Genomic DNA, 16012 nt, shown 5'->3' on the forward strand with positions numbered 1-16012 from the left:
GTTCTTTAACCGCACCGTTCGTAATCAGGCATGATTTTTAAAATGAGAATTGCTGGCAATTTCCAAGGCGTTAAACATTTTTGTTGAAAATAAGCTCAATGACCTGAAACGACAAGCCGTCGCAAGCAACGCCGAAGACAAATTCGTCTGCGACTATTTCTTGCATCGTATTGATTCGACTTGGACAAAAACCCATCTTCAACAAATCATATTAACGGCTTGCGCAATTTCGCGAGCCGTTTTGTTTGAACGGGTGAATGATCATACCGCCGCTTCGCCGGTCTCTCCCGTCCGGATGCGAACCACCTGCTCGACGGCAGACACAAAGATCTTGCCGTCGCCGATCTTTCCAGTACGCGCTGCCTTGACGATCGAATCAATGGCGTTGTCGACCGCATCATCGGGAACGACGATCTCGATTTTGACCTTGGGCAGGAAATCAACGACGTACTCTGCGCCGCGATACAGCTCGGTGTGGCCTTTCTGGCGACCGAACCCTTTGACTTCCGTCACGGTCAGGCCGGAAACGCCAATTTCAGACAGCGCTTCGCGCACTTCGTCAAGCTTGAACGGTTTGATAACAGCTTCAATTTTTTTCATGAAATATTACCCCTAATAATTCTGTGCAAATCGTACCAGAAATCGAGCTTCAATACGGGTCCTGGTAGCGATTGGTGATCGGATAACGCCAGTCCTTGCCGAAACCGCGCTGTGTTACACGTATACCCACTGGTGATTGACGCCGCTTGTATTCGCTGATCTTGAGCAGACGGACGACACGACGGACATCAGCTTCCGCATAGCCTCTGGCGATGATTTCACGCGGGCTGAGGTCATTCACCATGTACGCTTCGATGATGGCATCAAGAACATCATACGGTGGCAGATTGTCCTGATCAGTCTGCCCCGGTTTCAATTCGGCGGACGGCGGACGGGTGATGATACGTTCGGGAATGGCGTAGGAAACCGTATTCCGCCAGCGCGACATGCGATAAACCAGCGTCTTGGCGATATCCTTGATTACCGCGAAACCGCCGGCCATGTCGCCGTAGAGCGTGCAGTAGCCGACCGCCATTTCGGACTTGTTGCCGGTCGTCAGCACCAGTGAACCGCTCTTGTTCGAGAGCGCCATCAGGAGCATGCCGCGAATGCGCGCCTGGATGTTTTCTTCCGTCGTGTCGGCCGGCAAGCCGGCAAATTCCTTTTTCAGCATCCCGGCAAATATCTGCATCGCCGGCTCGATGGCGATCTCGTCATAGCGCACGCCAAGCAAGCGGATCATTTCACGCGAATCGGCCAGGCTGATCTCGGCGGTGTAAGGCGAAGGCATCATCACCGCACGCACCTTGTCTGCGCCAAGCGCATCGACCGCGATGCACAGGGTCAGCGCCGAGTCGATACCGCCGGACAGGCCAATGATGGCACCGGGAAAACCGTTCTTCCCCAGATAGTCGCGTACGCCGAGCACCAGCGCCTGATAGACCTCGGCTTCGACCGGCTGCTCGGCAACGACCGGGCCAGGCAGCGGCTGGCCATTGGCAAAAGCGACAACAGCCAGCGCTTCCTCGAACTGGGGCAACTGGCAGCACAAGACACCGTTCGAGTCCATGGCGAAAGAGCCGCCGTCAAAGACCAGCTCATCCTGCCCACCAACAAGATTGGCATAAATCACCGGCAAACCGGTCGCAGCGATGCGCTCGCGCAACACTTCGGTGCGGCGTTCATGCTTGCCGATGTGATAGGGGGAGGCATTGAGCACGAGGAGGACTTCTGCACCGGATTCCTTGGCCTGGTCGGCCGCCCCGGCCTCCCAGACATCGGCGCAGATATTGATGCCGCAGCGAATCCCGTTGATGGTCACGACACAAGGTGTATCGCCAGAATCGAAGTAGCGTTCCTCGTCGAAAACCTCGTAATTGGGCAAGCGCTGCTTGCAGTAGGTAGCGACCCGAACCCCATTGCTAAGCAGCGTTGCCGCGTTGTAGCACGACCCGTTGCGCGCCAGCGGGTGGCCGACAAGAACAGAGATGCCCGGCAAACCGGCAGCCAGCGTATCGAGTTGACGCTCACAGGCCACGTAAAAATCATCACGCAGCAGCAGATCTTCCGGCGGATAACCGCAGAGCACCAGTTCGGGCGTCAGCAGGAGGTCAGCCCCCAGCGCTTTGGCGCGCCGGGAAAAATCGAGGATACGCGCCGCATTGCCGGCGAGGTCGCCGACCGTGGCGTTGATTTGGGCAATGGCGATCTTAAGTGTCATGGGCGTAACTATAAACGATACGCCCCTGCAAAACGACGACAGAGGGTTCCGAAGAAAGCCTCAGAGGTTGTGAAAAATGCCTGAACACCCATGGCCCGAGGCCAGGCTACGCACCCGCAGAGCCGCAAAGAAACACCATTGTTTTAAAAGAATTTCTCTGCGAAACCTCTGCGCCTTTGCGCCTCTGCGGTGGATTCTTGATATTTTCACAAGCTCTCACATCACCAGGGTTCGTGTCACCCCGTGATCATCGATGCCGAGCAGGCGAAAACCGGGATGCGGATGGAAAACCTGGCCGGTCGCCAAATCCATCAGATTCTTTGACATCGCCAGCAGGGTCAGCGCGGCCGTATGGTTACAGCCAAGATAATTGATGTTGTGAATTTTGCAGACATCCCCGGTTTGCATGGCCAGTTCAACGGTCGGCAGAACGGTTTCAATGGAGTCAGAGCGATTCAGGGTCAAATTCAACATGGCACTTACCAGTATCTTTTTAGGGCGCTGGACCTCGTAAGGAGTTACCGTAAAAGTCGCGCTAGCGACTCTCGAACCTCCCCTCGCCCTTTGGGAGAGGGGTCGGGGGTGAGGGTAACGGGCAGGACTTTCATAATTTGGGGTGCCTTACAAAGTCATGCCCGTTTGGCGGGAACAAGTCAGTCAACGGCCCTTGGCGCAGCAACTTGAGCAATTCCGTTGCCGTTGAGAAAGGACTCGGTCAATTGCTCCAGGCTGCCAGAAAATCTGGCCAGTGCGGCTTGTCCAGCCTTTCCAGTTCGCCTCGGACGAAGCAGATCTCGGCATCGTATTCTGCGCGTGATAATTCGCCACGCATCAGCCGGAAGCGCAGCATGACCAGATAGGTGTTCATCACATCGGTTTCGCAGTAATCGCGAATTCCGGCAATCTCGCCGTTCTGCCAGGCCTCCCAGACCTTGCTGCCGTCCATGCCGAGTTTGCCGGGGAAGCCGATCAACTTGGCCAGCGCATCGAGTGGCACGCTGGAACGTGGCTGGTACATGGCCAGCAGGTCCATCAGATCCAGATGGCGCGTGTGGTAGCGGCTGATGTAGTTATTCCACTTGAATTCACGGCTGTCGGCGTAGTCACCGTCGCCAAGATCCCAGTAACGCGGCGCCACGACGCCGTGGATCAGGCCGCGATAGTGCAGTACCGGCAGGTCGAAACCACCACCGTTCCAGGAAACGATTTGCGGAGTGAATTTTTCGATGCCGTCGAAGAAGCGTTGAATGATCTCGCCCTCACTCTGCTCGGGCTCGGCCAGTGACCAGACGCGCAGGTCCTTGCCAGCACGCAGAGCACACGAGATCACCGCAATCCGCTGCAGATGATGCGGCAAGAAATCGTTGCCATTCTGCGCGCGACGCTGCTGGAAGGCCAATTCGGCTACTTCGGCATCGGAAAGCGTCGGATCGAGGTTGTGCAGACGGCGCAGACCCGGCACGTCAGGAATGGTTTCAATGTCGAAGACGAGGACGGGTTTCATTAGAGGCTCAGTCATCAAAATCCACCGCGGAGGCGCAAAGGAGCAAAGGTTACGCAAAGGAAATCTGGCCCTTTCCAATTTCTTGCTTTTCTTTGCGTAACCTTTGTATCTTTGCGCCTTTGCGGTGAAGGTTTTCGGTTCATTTCAAGCCGGGAAAACACCCGTCGAGAGGTACCGATCGCCGCGGTCGCAAACGATGGTAACTATGGTGGCGTTCTCGACTTCACGCGCCAGTCGCAGGGAAACCGCCATCCCGCCACCGGAAGAAATCCCGGAAAAAATCCCTTCTTCGCAGGCCAGTCGCCGCGTCATTTCCTCGGCTTCACCTTGCGAAACCGACTCCACACGATCCACCCGCGAGCGGTCAAATATCTTCGGCAAATAGGCTTCCGGCCACTTGCGGATTCCCGGGATCTGCGAACCCGGTTCCGGCTGGCAACCGATAATGCAGATCGTCGGATTCTGCTCCTTGAGGTAACGCGAAACGCCCATGATCGTACCGGTGGTGCCCATGCTGCTGACAAAGTGAGTAACGCGTCCCTGCGTATCCTGCCAGATCTCCGGGCCGGTACCTTCGTAGTGGGCCAGCGGGTTATCCGGGTTGGCGAACTGGTCGAGAATGATGCCCCGTCCTTCGTTGCGCATCTTCTCGGCCACATCACGCGCCAGTTCCATACCTCCGTCTCTTGGCGTGAGCACCAGTTCAGCGCCGAACGCGCGCATCGTCTGCCGACGTTCGATGCTCTGGTTTTCCGGCATCACGAGCAGCATGCGATAGCCGCCCATGGCCGCCGCCATCGCCAGCGCAATGCCTGTATTGCCCGACGTTGCTTCTATCAACGTATCGCCGGGCTTGATGTCGCCTCGCTGCTCGGCGTGGCGGATCATCGAAAGCGCCGGCCTGTCCTTGACCGAACCGGCCGGGTTGTTGCCTTCCAGCTTGGCCAGGATGACGTTACCGCGGGCTTGCACTTCGGCGCCGGGTAATCGCTTCAAGCGCACCAGCGGCGTACCGCCAACGAAATCCTCAAGCGTTTTATACATGTGAGTTCAGCCATTGAACGTATTGCGCCACGCCTTCTTCAACGCTGGCAAACGGGGCGTCGTAGCCAGCCTGGCGCAGCTTCGAAAGATCCGCCTGAGTGAAACTCTGGTATTTGCCCCTGAGCGCTTCGGGAAAGGGGATGTACTCAATAAAACCTTGCTTGAGCAGATCATCCAGCGACTGCTTGGGCTCACCCGCCAGCGCGCGGCAACTGTTCACGTTGGCCACAGCCAGGTCATTGAAGCTTTGCGCGCGCCCGGTGCCGAGGTTGAATATTCCTGACTTCTCCGGATGATCGAGGAAGTAAAGATTGACCTTGGTCACATCGCCGACATAGACGAAATCGCGCTTCTGCTCGCCATTGGCGAAACCGTCGCAGCCTTCGAACAGCTTGACCTTGCGCTCGGCACAAAACTGGTTGTAGTGATGAAAAGCCACCGAGGCCATGCGTGCTTTGTGCGACTCGCGTGGGCCATAAACATTGAAGTAGCGGAAACCGACGATCTGCGACGAAGCTTCCGGCAAACGCTGGCGTACGATCTGATCAAAGAGAAACTTGGAGTAGCCATAGACATTGAGCGGTGCCTCGAACGGCCGCTCTTCCTTGAACTCGCTGCTGCCCCCATAGGTTGCCGCGCTTGAGGCGTAGAGGAATTGCACTTCCTGATCGATGCACCAGTCGAGCATGGTGAGCGAGTAGCGAAAGTTGTTTTCCATCATGTAGCGACCATCGGACTCCATCGTGTCGGAGCAGGCGCCTTCATGGAAAATGGCGTCGACGTCACCGTCGAAGTGTCCGGCCTGCAGTTGCTCGATGAACTCCTGCTTGTCTATGTAATCGACAATTTCGCAATCAACCAGGTTCTTGAACTTGTCGGCGCGTGTCAGGTTATCGACCGCAATGATTTTATTTATCCCGCGCTCGTTGAGTGCCTTGACGAGATTGGAACCGATAAAGCCGGCGGCGCCGGTGACAATGGTGTACATAATTCTTCCTCAGTTCAATGCCGCATCGAGTTCGGCGCGTGTTACAACCGCCGTGCCAAGCTTGCCGACAACGACACCGGCCGCCACATTCGCCACATGAATCGCTTGCGCCCAGTCAGCGCCATACGCCAGCATGACCGCCAGCGTGGCAATGACCGTATCACCCGCGCCGGACACATCGAAAACTTCGCGTGCCACGGCCTTTTCATGCACTGTACCGCCCGCATGGAAAAGCGTCATCCCCTCTTCGCTACGTGTAACCAGCAGCGCCTCCAGAGCAAGCTCGGTGCGCAAGGCGCCGGCCTTGCGCTCCAGTTCGGCGTCATCCTTCCAGCGCCCGACCACTTCGCGCAGTTCGCCCCGGTTCGGAGTAAGAATCGTCGCCCCCGCATACTTTGCGTATTCGTCGCCTTTTGGATCGACCAGAACGATTTTTCCGGCAGCACGCGCCAAGCGGATCATCTCGCCGATGTGTGTCAGTCCGCCCTTGCCGTAATCGGAAAAGACGACTGCATCGCACTTGGGCAGACGCTGCTCAAACTCGGATAGTTTGGCCAGCAGTACATCATGCGAAGGTATCGTTTCGAAATCGATTCTCAGCAATTGCTGCTGGCGGCCAATCACGCGCAGCTTGACGGTCGTAGTAACCGCTTCGTCGATGTGCAGGCTGGCATCGATGCCGCCTTCCGTCATCAAGCGCTTCAGGCTCTCGCCGGCCTCATCGTTGCCGACCAGCGCCAGCAGAGATACCTGGGCGCCGAGCGCGGCCGCGTTGCGCGCCACGTTGGCAGCGCCGCCCGGACGTTCCTCGGAGCGTTCGACCTTGACGACGGGAACGGGTGCTTCGGGCGAAATGCGCGACACATCGCCAAACCAATAGCGATCAAGCATCACATCGCCAACAATGAGCAGGTGCACTGCCGAAAGATCTCCAAGCTGCATGAAAATTTCCTCGGCTAATTTAGACTGGAAGTCGCGCTAGCGACTCTCGTATCTCCCCTCGCCCTCTGGGAGAGGGGTCGGGGGTGAGGGAAACGGGCATGACTTTCATAATTTGGGGAGCCTTTCAAAGCCATGCCCGTCAGGTGACAAATCAAGGTGTCAAATCGAATTCTTCGGTACGCTTTGGCGAGTAAGTCTCCCAACCGCCACACGCTGGGCAGCGCCAATAAAACTGGCGTGCCTTGAAGCCGCAATTATCGCACCGATAACGTGCCAGCCGGCGGGTGTAGCCGTGCACGATGCTTTTGGCCAGATCCAGATCGGCACGTGTTTCGGGTGGCGCAACCAGTAATCGTGCTTCAAGCAATTTGTCAAATCCAAGCAAAGTCGGATTGCGCTTCAACTCATCGCGGACCAGACCATACGCCGCTTCCGGGCCTTCACTTTCGAGCACCAGTTGAAAGACAACGTCAAGCAGGTCGAGCGAAGGATAGTGCTCAAGATAGCCGCGCAGGAGTTGCAAACCTTCATCGCGACGTGCCAGTTTGCGGAAGGCGTCGAGCAGGCGCTGTGCGACCAGTGCTAGATAGGTCGGGTCCTGCTGCTCAATTCGTTGCCAGCAGGCGACGGCCTCTTCAATTCTGTCCTGCTGCGCCTCGATGTCGCCTTGCAGAAGGCTGGCGCGAACACATTTCCGATTACGCTCAAGTGCCGTCTTCAAATAGCCCGTCGCTACATCGCGACGCGAGCGGATCATCTCCGCAGCGGCAAGCTCGCAGTAGTATTCGGCGATCTCCTTTTGCGAGGCGATATCAGGCAATTCGGCAGAAATGGCTATCGCCTTTTCCCAATCCTTTTCAAGCTGGTAGATTTCAAGCAGATTACTTTTGGCCTCCTTGACCATTGCCGAGTCCTGAAGCTTGTTGAAGACTTCCTCGGCACGGTCGAGCAAACCGGCTTTCAGATAGTCCTGCCCGAGTTCGGAAAGTGCCTGCAACTTCAGGTCCTGAGGCAGATCGTCACGATCCAGCAGATTCTGGTGCATGCGTATGGCACGTTCGAACTCGCCACGGCGGCGGAACAGGCTACCCAGCGCAAAATGCAGTTCGATGGTATGTGGATCAACCTTGACCGCATCGACAAAGGATTCGATGGCACGATCCGGCTGTTCGTTGAGCAGGAAATTGAGTCCCTGAAAATAGGAACGCGGAAGCGCTCGTGATTCCTTGACCAGGTGCTGGATATCGACGCGCGCAGCGGCCCACCCCAAGCCGAAGAAGAGAGGAAAAAACAGGAGTTGCCAGTACTCGAATTCAATCATTTTATCGACAATGCTTCGTTCAAACTCTCTGTGCCTGACTGGCAGGAATTGCTGTCAGCTACAGATCGCCTGTATTTTTCTATTGTTTCAACTCGCGCTTCAGTCGTGATACTTCGCGGCGCAAAGCGAAAACTGTTCCAAGCAATGAAAGTACCCCCAGCGCTGCACCGCACGTAAAAAAAGCCAGAACGATGATGATCAGCGGCGCTTGCCAGGCGGTTTCAAAGAAGAAGCGGACGCTAACAGGGTCAGTATTCTTGAGCGCAAAGGCGAGCAGGAAAAGGAATATGAAAATTCGAGAGCCCCATAGCAAGGCACGCATCAGTAACCCTCCAGAAATGAGAAAGGCGGCAACTCTCGTTGCCGCCCACCTGTTTTTACTTTAACACAGCTTTGTCATTCAGACTGCTTCGAGCGCGCTATCAACGCGCTCACGCAATTCCTTGCCGGCCTTGAAATGCGGCACCCATTTTTCCGGGACGCTGACCTTATCCCCGGACTTGGGGTTTCGGCCAACGCGCGGCGGTCGGTAGTTCAGCGAGAAACTGCCGAAACCGCGAATCTCGATACGATCGCCTTTGGCCAAAGCCTCGGACATCGCATCAAGAATCATCTTGACCGCGAAATCGGCGTCCTTGGCGATCAGTTGCGGAAAACGCTCGGCCAGTTGCGCGATCAGATCTGACTTGGTCATGCTCTAGCCTTATCACTGGTTGTTCAGCTTGGCTTTCAGCAAAGCACCAAGGTTGGTCGTTCCTGAGCTGGCGCTGCTGTCTGCAGAAAACTTCTGCATCGCTTCGTGTTGCTCGGCTTGATCCTTGGCCTTGATCGACAAGTTGATCGAACGCGTCTTGCGGTCAATGTTGATGATCATCGCTTCGATCGAGTCACCTTCCTTATAAACCTTGGTCAGATCCTCGATACGATCGCGCGACACTTCGGAAGCGCGGAGATAGCCATCCATGTCGCCCTCCAGAGTAATCACCGCACCCCGGGCATCAACCGACTTCACGGTGCCACGCACAATGGCGTTCTTTTCGTGGGTGGCAATGAAGCTGGTGTAAGGATCACCATCAAGCTGCTTGATACCGAGCGAGATACGCTCCTTGTCGGTGTCGATGGCCAGAACGACGGCTTCAACTTCGTCGCCCTTCTTGAAGTTGCGGATTGCTTCTTCGCCCGGAATCGACCACGACAGGTCGGACAGGTGAACCAGGCCATCGATGCCACCTGGCAGGCCGATGAACACGCCAAAGTCGGTAATCGACTTGATGGCGCCACGAACCTTGTCGCCCTTCTTCTGGTTCATCGAGAACTCATCCCACGGATTGGCAGCGCACTGCTTCATGCCGAGCGAGATACGACGACGCTCTTCGTCGATTTCGAGAATCATTACTTCGACTTCGTCACCGAGTTGAACAACCTTGGACGGATGGACGTTCTTGTTGGTCCAGTCCATCTCGGAAACGTGCACCAGGCCTTCGATACCCTGCTCGATTTCGACGAAGGCGCCGTAATCGGTCAGGTTGGTGACCTTGCCGAACAGACGGGTGCTCTGCGGATAACGGCGCGAGATGCCGACCCACGGATCTTCGCCAAGCTGCTTGAGACCGAGCGAAACGCGGTTCTTTTCCTGGTCGAACTTGAGGATCTTGGCTTGCACTTCGTCGCCAACCGCCAGAACTTCGGACGGGTGACGGACGCGGCGCCAGGCCAGATCGGTGATGTGTAGCAGGCCATCGATGCCGCCGAGGTCGACGAAGGCACCGTAGTCGGTGATGTTCTTGACGATACCCTTGACGATGCTGCCTTCCTTGAGGTTGGACAGCAGTGCTTCACGCTCTTCACTAACACTGGCTTCGAGAACGGCACGACGGGAAACGACGACGTTGTTACGCTTGCGGTCGAGCTTGATGACCTTGAATTCGTAGGTCTTGCCTTCGTACGGCGTGGTGTCCTTGACCGGACGCATGTCGACCAGCGAGCCCGGCAGGAAGGCGCGGACGCTGTTGGCCATGACGGTCAGACCGCCCTTGACCTTGCCGGTGATGGTGCCGGTAACCAGGGTGCCTTCGTTCAGCGCGGCTTCGAGGAAGTTCCACGCAGCGACACGCTTGGCGCGTTCGCGCGACAGGCGCGTTTCGCCGAAACCGTTTTCGAGTTGCTCGATGGCGACTTGGGTGAAATCGCCGACCTTGACTTCGAGTTCGCCGGAATCGCTGAGGAATTCTTCACGTTCGATATAGCTTTCGGACTTCAGTCCGGCATTGACGACGACAAAGTTCTGGTCGATGCGCACGACTTCTGCGGTGATGACCTCGCCTTGACGCATCTCCTGACGCGCGAGACTGGCCTCGAAAAGTTCGGCAAAGCTTTCTTGAATAATGGGATTGGCTGACATATTGAGAGTTACCTGACCGCATGGCTGCGGGAAAAGTTAAAAAACATTACCAGTTTTTGACCCGCCCTACAGGAACCTGAATGGCTCGACGTAGCGCCCTGCCGGGCAAGCGAAAATCATTTCAAACTGGTAACACCTTGGGCGCACGGCACCTGCCGCATCACCTTTGCTGCAAATCCTTGTTGCTCCACGCCAAAACCTGGGCCACCGCTTGTGCAATGGTCAGATCAGTCGTATCAAGCAATTCGGCATCTTTATCTTGCTGCAGCGGCGCTACGCTACGTTGGCTATCGCGTTCGTCGCGTTCTCGCAAATCCAGCAAAAGAGGCAGGATACTAGCAGCGATTCCTTTTTCGATCAACTGCTTATAGCGTCTTTCGGCGCGCACTTCGACGCTGGCGGTAAGGAAAACTTTGGCCTGTGCATCCGGAAATACGACCGAAGCCATATCGCGCCCATCGGCGACCAGACCAGGCGCCTGACGGAAAACGCGCTGTCTGAAAAGTAGCGCGGCGCGCACGGCAGGCAGCGTGGCAACCCGGGAAGCCCCGGACGAGATTTCCTCATCACGGATCGCCTCGCCGACCTCTTCTCCGGAAAGTCTGATCGAGTTTTCGCCAAACACCACGTCCAGTTCGGCAGCGACGGCCGCCACGCGCGCCTCGTCATTCCACGCCACGCCGGCGCGCCGGGCCGCCAGCGCTGTCAGGCGATAGAGCGCGCCGGAATCGAGATAATGCCACCCGAGCGCCGCAGCAACCCGCGCTGCGACCGTTCCCTTGCCGGAAGCCGAAGGGCCATCGATGGCGATGACCGGGACCGGCTGCGTTACCGTGGCGAAACGTTCGAAATAGTCTGGAAAGGTCTTGGCCACGCAGCCCGGATCATTGATGCGTACCGTGCTGCCAAACGCGGCGAGCGAGAAACACATGGCCATGCGGTGATCGTCGTAGGTGTCTATGCCGCCGTGAGGGGTCAGGAGTGAGGCGTGCGGAGGGGTTACGCGGATGAAGTCGGCCCCTTCCTCGACTTCGGCGCCGAGCTTGCGCAGTTCGGTGGCCATCGCCGCGATGCGGTCGGTTTCCTTGACGCGCCAGCTGGCGATGTTGGTCAAAGTGGTCGGGCCATCGGCGAACAGTGCGGTAGTCGCCAGGGTCATTGCAGCATCAGGAATGTGGTTGCAGTCGAGTTCGATTCCGCGCAGCTTTCCCGATTTCGGCGCGGAAGCCTCGATCCAGTTCGGCCCCATCTCGATGCAGGCACCCATCTGTGCCAACGCGTCGGCAAAGCGTACGTCACCCTGGATCGAATCACGACCGACGCCTTCAACGCGTAGCGGACCGCCACCAAGCGCCCCGCAGGCAAGGAAATACGAGGCGGAGGAGGCATCGCCTTCGACATAAACAACGCCGGGCGAACGGTATGCGGAAGCCGCCGGAATTTTGAAACACTGCCAGCCATCGCGCTCGACCTGCACACCGAATCGGCTCATCATCGCCAGGGTGATTTCGATATAGGGCTTGGAGATCAAATCGCCAACGACTTCAATTGTCGACTCGACCCCGGTCAGCGGCAGCGCCATTAGCAGGCCGGTCAGGAACTGGCTTGATACGTCGCCGCGAATGCGCACCACGCTACCCGGCCGGAGCGTGGCCGGACGAATCGCCAGCGGCGGAAAGCCCTCGGTGCGCTGATAGCCAATATCGGCGCCGAGTTGACGCAGTGCGTCAACAAGATCGCCAATCGGCCGCTCATGCATGCGTGCAACGCCAGTCAGTGCGTAGTGCCCGCCGGACAGTGCCAGAGTTGCGGTCAGTGAACGGAAAGCCGTACCGGCGTTGCCGAGAAACAGTTCGGCCTCCTTGACCGGGAAAACGCCCGCGGTGCCGCGCACGCGAACCGTGTTGTCGCCCAGCGACTCAATGCCGACCCCAAGCGCCCTAAGCGCATCGAGCATGCGCGCTGTATCGTCGGACTCCAGCAGGTCGCGAACTTCGGTTTCGCCTTCCGCCAGAGCGGCAAGCAACAAAACGCGGTTTGAGATGCTCTTCGAGCCGGGCAGGCGAACCGTGCCTTGGGCAGAAATCAGCGGCGGCAGATCGATGAATTCCATATTTATTCGTTACCCTTGCCTTCCGCCCAGGTGCGTCGCGCCGTACGCGCGACATCGAAGGTCTGCTCCAACGCCGCACCATCGCCGCGTTGCAGCGCATCGCGCAACTCGTCAAGCTGGGTGCGGTAGCGGTCAAGTTCCTCCAGCAGCGCAACACGATTTGCCAGACAGACGTCGCGCCACATTTCAGGATGGCTGGCGGCAATCCGGGTGAAATCGCGGAAGCCGCTGGCGGCATAGCTGAAATAAAGCTCACTGTTGTCGCGTACGGCGAGATCATGAACCAGTGCGAACGACAGGAGATGCGGCAGATGGCTGACGGCAGCAAAAACACGGTCATGCTCGGCCGGTTGCAGCTCATGAACCTGCGCGCCACACCACTCCCAGGCCGAGCGCACGCGTGCCACATTGAGCACGGAGTTTTCGGATAGCGGGGTCAGTACCACTTTCTTGTCGCGGTAGAGATCGGCGCGAGCCGCCGCTGCACCGCTATTCTCGGCACCGGCAATCGGATGTGCGGGAACAAACTGTCCGATCTTGCTGCCGAAATACAGACGCGCTGCGGCGACCACATCCTCCTTGGTGCTGCCACCGTCAGTCACCACCGTTTGCTCGCCAAGATAGGGAGCGATGCGCGCCATGATGTCCGGCATTTGACCGACCGGCGTTGCGATCAGAACCAGGTCGGCGTTCGCTACTTCCTGACCGGCATTGAAACCGACCCGGTCGATGATGCCCAGATCCAGCGCCAGGGTCAGCGTCGAAAGGCTGCGGCCGAAGCCGACGACCTCCTCGACCTGCTCCGTTTCCTTGAGTCCGAGGGCGAAGGAACCGCCGATCAGGCCGACGCCAAAGATGACGACCTTGCCGAATTCTGGCGAACCACTCATCACACCACCCGGTTCTGTGTGGTTTCCAGCGCTTCGAGAAAACGCTGGTTCTCAGTCTCGGTGCCAATCGTCACGCGCAACCAATCCGGCATACCGTAACCGCCAATCGGCCGAACGATAACGCCCTGCTTGAGCAGCTTCTGGTTCAGCGCGGCGGCATCACAGGCCTTGAACGTCACGAAATTGCCGTGCGAAGGAATATGCGAAAAGCCGAAGCGCTTGAGCCCGGCGACGATCTGCTCCATGCCGGCCCGATTGAGTACATAACTCCTGGCCACGAACTCATGATCGTCGAGCGCTGCCGTGGCCGCCGCCAGCGCCAGGTTGTTGCAGTTGAACGGCTGCCGAACGCGGTTCATCAGATCGGCGACTTCAGCCGAGGCCAGCGCGTAACCGATGCGCAAACCGGCCAGCCCGTAAATCTTCGAAAAAGTCCGCGTGATCACCAGATTTGGAAACTCCGCCAGCCAGGCTGTCGTATCGGTGCGCTCTGCCGGTGGGATGTATTCGTTGTACGCCTCGTCAAGAACCACCACGACATCCGCCGGGACGGCTTGCATGAAGGCCTTGAGTTGCGGGTACGGCAGGAAGGTTCCGGTCGGGTTGTTCGGGTTGGCGATCCAGATCAGGCGCGTATCCGGTCGGATGGCGCTACACATGGCGTCAAGATCATGGCCAAAATCCCTGGCCGGGACGGCAATCAGTTCGGCTCCGGCCGAAAGCGAAGCAATGGGGTAAACGGCAAAGGCATGCTGCGAAAAAATGGCCGAACGACCGGGCGCCAGAAAGACACGGGCAATCAGATCAAGCACATCGTTCGAACCGTTGCCGAGGACGATACGCTCCATGCCCAGCCCGGAATGATTGGCCAGCGCGTTCTTCAGCTCGAAGTCATCCGGATAGCGGGCCAGAGAACCGACGGCCTTTTCCAGCGCCACCTTTGCCTTCGGGCTCATGCCCAGCGGGTTTTCGTTGGAAGCGAGCTTGACGATGCGCTCAACCGGAATGCCCATTTCGCGCGCCAACTCGGTGATCGGCTTGCCCGGCTGGTAGGGGGATATGGCGCGGATGTAAGTTAGCGATTGATCGCAGAGTGACATGAAGAAAACTCCGAATAAAGTGCGGCAGAAAAATTAAGTTCAACCCATTCGTTCTTTACACTAAGCCTGTAACCCGCATGAACAGGCGATCTACAAGCGATTAGTCTGAAGAGTGGCGTATTCATTGACTATTCAGCCTTGCTTCCTATAGATCGCCTATTGGTAAGGCTTCCAGAGTGGTTCCAACGCTCGGCAAAAAAGAACAAGGCAGCACTTCGGTTTTACTGATCAGTAAACGGTAACCGGGTAGGAGCCGAGCACCTTGAGATAGGCCGCGCGACGGCCAAGTTCGGCCAGCGCCGTCGCTACCGCGGCATCTTCACGATGACCTTCGATATCGACGAAGAATACGTACTCCCACAAGGTATGTCGCGCCGGTCGCGATTCAAGCCGCGTCAGCGACACGCCGGCGTCGGAAAACGGGGCGAGCAAGGTACTCAGCGCGCCGGTCCGGTTATGTGCCGACATGATCAGCGAGGTCTTGTCGCGCCCCGAAGCCCCGGCTTCCTGACGCCCGAGAACGACAAAGCGGGTGGTGTTGTTCGGTTCGTCTTCAATGCTGCTCGCCAGTTTCGGCAGCTGGTAGCGCTCAGCGGCGGCTTCACCGGCAATCGCTGCAACGCCCGGCTCTGACGCCGCGAACTGGGCGGCCTGGGCGTTGCTCCCGAGCGATATACGCTGCGCATTCGGCAGCGAACGGTTCAGCCATTCGTGGCATTGCGCCAGTGACTGGGCGTGCGAATAGACCTTGGTGATCTTGTCGAGCGAGGTTTCGTTCGACAGCAGATGCTGGTGAATGCGCAACACCACTTCGCCGCAAATTTTCAGCGGCGTGGTCATCAGGAGGTCAAGCGTGCGACCGATTGCACCCTCGGTCGAATTCTCGATCGGTACCACGGCATAGTCGGCGTGCGACGCTTCGACCTCTCGAAACACGTCATCGATCGATACTTGCGGCATCAGTCGTGCCGCATGACCAAAGTGCTTGGTCGCCGCACTCTCCGAGAAGGTGCCGAGCGGGCCGAGAAAGGCAACGCCGAGCGCTTGTTCAAGCGACAGACAAGCCGACATCACTTCGCGGAAAAACCAGGTCACGCTGTCGTTCGGCAAGGGCCCCGGATTGATCTCCTGAATCCGCCGCAACACCTGCGCCTCGCGCTCCGGGCGGTAAATGAAGCCCGCTTCACCGTGGCTGGCCTTGATCTCACCGACCTGCTGTGCGCACCGGGCGCGGCGGTTCAGGAGGTCGAGCAACTGCGCATCGATACTATCGATCTCGGTTCTTACCGCCGAGAGTTTCTTCTGAAGCTCTTCACTCATGGTTGGCATCCGGCATCGTGTCGGCAAACATCGTTAATCCTAGAAAAGGCAGTTGACCACAGCGAACACGGCGAACACAACGGGAAATCAATGACTTGCAATATTTTCATAATTCACCCTTTGGGTGAG

15 protein-coding genes are annotated in these 16012 nt (G+C 57.6%); all 15 read right to left on the reverse strand.

Going from position 1 to position 16012, the window contains the following annotated elements:
* Window positions 1–261: 261 nt before the first annotated feature.
* The 15 genes from ACOYNV_RS05620 to pheA all read right to left on the reverse strand — a co-directional run bounded on the left by ACOYNV_RS05620 (window position 262) and on the right by pheA (window position 15883).
* A complete protein-coding gene (locus tag ACOYNV_RS05620; RefSeq protein ID WP_422898771.1) occupies window positions 262–600 on the reverse strand; it encodes a P-II family nitrogen regulator in 339 nt (112 codons plus the stop codon).
* Window positions 601–649: 49 nt separating this feature from the next.
* Window positions 650–2260 (reverse strand): NAD+ synthase, encoded by a 1611-nt coding sequence (locus ACOYNV_RS05625; protein WP_422898772.1) that lies wholly within the window; start codon window positions 2258–2260, stop codon window positions 650–652.
* Between the two features lie 216 nt (window positions 2261–2476).
* Window positions 2477–2734: a hypothetical protein gene (locus tag ACOYNV_RS05630; RefSeq protein ID WP_422898773.1), complete on the reverse strand. Its 258-nt coding sequence runs from the start codon at window positions 2732–2734 to the stop codon at window positions 2477–2479.
* A gap of 241 nt (window positions 2735–2975) precedes the next feature.
* The gene (locus ACOYNV_RS05635) at window positions 2976–3764 is read right to left on the reverse strand and encodes a 3'-5' exonuclease (protein WP_422898774.1); all 789 of its coding nucleotides are present in this window, start codon (window positions 3762–3764) and stop codon (window positions 2976–2978) included.
* 144 nt (window positions 3765–3908) lie between these two features.
* Window positions 3909–4808 carry a cysteine synthase CysM gene (cysM, locus tag ACOYNV_RS05640; RefSeq protein ID WP_422898775.1) on the reverse strand — a complete coding sequence of 300 codons (900 nt, stop codon included), beginning with the start codon at window positions 4806–4808 and terminating at the stop codon, window positions 3909–3911.
* Window positions 4801–5796: an ADP-glyceromanno-heptose 6-epimerase gene (gene rfaD, locus ACOYNV_RS05645; protein ID WP_422898776.1), complete on the reverse strand. Its 996-nt coding sequence runs from the start codon at window positions 5794–5796 to the stop codon at window positions 4801–4803. The genes cysM and rfaD overlap by 8 nt, the downstream gene beginning before the upstream one ends.
* A gap of 9 nt (window positions 5797–5805) precedes the next feature.
* Window positions 5806–6738, reverse strand: a complete 933-nt coding sequence (rfaE1, locus tag ACOYNV_RS05650) for a D-glycero-beta-D-manno-heptose-7-phosphate kinase (RefSeq protein ID WP_422898777.1) — start codon at window positions 6736–6738, stop codon at window positions 5806–5808.
* A gap of 151 nt (window positions 6739–6889) precedes the next feature.
* Window positions 6890–8056, reverse strand: coding sequence for a lipopolysaccharide assembly protein LapB (gene lapB / locus ACOYNV_RS05655; RefSeq protein ID WP_422898818.1), 1167 nt, complete (start codon window positions 8054–8056; stop codon window positions 6890–6892).
* Between the two features lie 82 nt (window positions 8057–8138).
* Entirely contained in the window at window positions 8139–8381 is a 243-nt protein-coding gene (locus tag ACOYNV_RS05660) for a LapA family protein (protein ID WP_422898778.1), read from the reverse strand.
* 78 nt (window positions 8382–8459) lie between these two features.
* Window positions 8460–8753, reverse strand: coding sequence for an integration host factor subunit beta (locus tag ACOYNV_RS05665; protein WP_422898779.1), 294 nt, complete (start codon window positions 8751–8753; stop codon window positions 8460–8462).
* Window positions 8754–8765: 12 nt separating this feature from the next.
* Entirely contained in the window at window positions 8766–10460 is a 1695-nt protein-coding gene (gene rpsA / locus ACOYNV_RS05670) for a 30S ribosomal protein S1 (RefSeq protein WP_422898780.1), read from the reverse strand.
* A gap of 160 nt (window positions 10461–10620) precedes the next feature.
* Complete coding sequence (locus ACOYNV_RS05675) at window positions 10621–12573, reverse strand: bifunctional 3-phosphoshikimate 1-carboxyvinyltransferase/cytidylate kinase (RefSeq protein WP_422898781.1); 1953 nt, start codon at window positions 12571–12573, stop codon at window positions 10621–10623.
* Window positions 12574–12575: 2 nt separating this feature from the next.
* Window positions 12576–13463 (reverse strand): prephenate dehydrogenase, encoded by an 888-nt coding sequence (locus ACOYNV_RS05680; RefSeq protein ID WP_422898782.1) that lies wholly within the window; start codon window positions 13461–13463, stop codon window positions 12576–12578.
* Window positions 13463–14563, reverse strand: coding sequence for a histidinol-phosphate transaminase (gene hisC, locus ACOYNV_RS05685; RefSeq protein WP_422898783.1), 1101 nt, complete (start codon window positions 14561–14563; stop codon window positions 13463–13465). Before hisC ends, ACOYNV_RS05680 begins: the two co-directional genes overlap by 1 nt.
* A gap of 228 nt (window positions 14564–14791) precedes the next feature.
* Window positions 14792–15883 (reverse strand): prephenate dehydratase, encoded by a 1092-nt coding sequence (gene pheA, locus ACOYNV_RS05690; RefSeq protein ID WP_422898784.1) that lies wholly within the window; start codon window positions 15881–15883, stop codon window positions 14792–14794.
* Window positions 15884–16012: the final 129 nt, after the last annotated feature.

Origin of the sequence: Propionivibrio sp., from assembly GCF_049316945.1 — a bacterium.
Classification (GTDB): Bacteria; Pseudomonadota; Gammaproteobacteria; order Burkholderiales; family Rhodocyclaceae; genus Propionivibrio.